Annotated in this window: 1 protein-coding gene and 1 pseudogene; both read left to right on the top strand. The window is 67.4% G+C overall.

Translation table 11 applies throughout. The features are described from left to right. The first annotated feature begins 734 nt into the window (after nucleotides 1-734). Nucleotides 735-1,169 (top strand): hypothetical protein, encoded by a 435-nt coding sequence (locus ACIRJP_RS42495; RefSeq protein ID WP_404186593.1) that lies wholly within the window; start codon nucleotides 735-737, stop codon nucleotides 1,167-1,169. Nucleotides 1,170-1,688: 519 nt separating this feature from the next. After that, nucleotides 1,689-1,856, top strand: a pseudogene (locus tag ACIRJP_RS42490) (IS5/IS1182 family transposase); the annotation flags it as partial. Nucleotides 1,857-1,952: the final 96 nt, after the last annotated feature.

Genomic DNA, 1,952 nt, shown 5'->3' with positions numbered 1-1,952 from the left:
GGAGTGGTAGCCGTAGGTGCGGACCTGTCGTCGCTCAGTGGATCTGCGTAGTTGTCACGCCTGTGGCCTGGTGTTGTGCAGGTTGATTGAGCGGGGCCGTGGCCTGTTGGTTCACTGATTCTGCGCGGCGGAGTGGGAGTTCTCGCTTCCGTGTCCGGGGTGGTTCTCGGTTCGATGTCCGGTCTTGGGTGCTGTGGGCCGGGCCGACTCGGGTGTTTCTATGGGGTGTTGAGTAGGGATGGCCGGGTGCTGGTGCTGGACAAGCAAATGAGGATTGGCCGGTCACTGGGTGAGGAATGCCTGGTCAGCGGGGCGGGAGCTCCAAGAGGGTAGGGCTCCACGGCGGGAGCGTCTGCGCAGGTCACCATGCCTGTAGAGGCGTGGTCGGGGTGCTGACATCCCCTCTGCGTACCCCCCTGCCGCCCGAACTGCCGAAATGGAGAGGGTGGGGGCGGGGCGGGCGGAGCGCCTCGGGGATCGGCGGCCGGCCAGTTCCTCTCGCGCGACGGCGGGGCCGCGCGCGGGGCGGGTCAGCGACCGGTGCCGCCGACCCGGGCTAGTGGCAGACGACCTGTTGCGGCTTTGCGCTGTGAGGTCTGAGCGCCCTGGACCGGCCTGCCGTCGCGCAGGACGCTGGAGGCATGGGCGAGCACAACTAGGACCAGGACGACATCGCCGGGCCGCCGCTCACCGCGGGGCAGGCACGGGAGGTGACGGCCGGGCTGCGGGAGGCGATGGATGATGTCCGGCGTTCCGTGGCGGTGCTCGCAGCCCGGGTCCGTGACGCGCATGCCGTCCGCGTCTGGGTGCCGCTCAGCTACGCCTCGTGGGAGTCGTACTGCGGCGCGGAGTTCGGTATCAGCCGCGCGCAGGTGTACCGGCTCTTGGACGTCGCTCGCGCCCTGGCCGCGATCCACGAAGCGGTCACCGCCGGCACCGAGGTGTCTCGCACGCGAGAGACCGACCAGGCCACCGCGGCCGCGCTCGACTACGGCCTGTCCCAGCGCGCCCTGATCGCCGTGTCCGCCCGTTCCGGCGACAGAGACCTGGTATGGGTCTCCAAGCGCTATGGCGACCCCGCGGCCCTTCGTGAGCTGGCTGCCGACAGTTACGACCGCGCGTACTACCCCGCCGGAGCCGGACAAACCCGGAGTGCTGATCCTCAGTGAGCCTTTTCCAACCTCAGGTTGAGGCAAGTTGAAGGAGGGGGACGGCCTTCACGATCTCGGTGATCCAGTTGCTGCTGCAGCGCACGTAGGCGCGGGGCGGCCGGCGGGCGTTGTGGCGCGCTCTCCGTCCGCGGCGTTCCGGCGACTCTCGCGGACGCGGCGCGTGCACGACGTGGGAATGCAAATCCCGGATCAGAGGGAGATTACGTAGAAACAAGACCCCAGAAAGGCCAACCCCAAGCAGAACCACAGGATCACGTAACCGACCCGTCGGCGTTCCCGCGGAACCGCGAAGTCCCCCAGAGCGAAAAAGAAGAACATGGCCGCGAGCGCCATGAGGCCCACAGCGACAAAGAAGTGCCTGACGCTCACAGTCCCCCACCTTCAAGATTTTTCTCAGACGATGAGCTCTTTGCAACCTGAGCTCGGTGCCTCGGAGTTGGGTTGCTGTACAACACGATGAAGCTCCTGGTAGACGGGTTCTCGACCAAGATCACCCGTGTCCGCCAGGAGCCTCGCGTGCTTGTCTACCCGTCGTCGATCGATCTGTCCAGCCGCACTCTGTGCTTCCTGGCCCGGCACCTCCGTTCCCGACGGCTGGAGATCGGGACCCGGTGGCGACGCCTCACGGCCGGGCGACAAGCACTGCTCGCCCTGGCGCACCTGCGGTGCGGCGATACCTACGCCCCGCCAGCTGAAGACGCACCCGGGTCTTGCTTGCAGCTGATTCGGCTGCGAGCAAGACCCCCGGCGGGGCAGAAGGCCGACTGTCCACGATGATCG

It is taken from the genome of Streptomyces sp. NPDC102437 (assembly GCF_044765565.1).
Taxonomy (GTDB): domain Bacteria; phylum Actinomycetota; class Actinomycetes; order Streptomycetales; family Streptomycetaceae; genus Streptomyces.
This window is presented reverse-complemented; position numbering and strand designations above follow the sequence as displayed.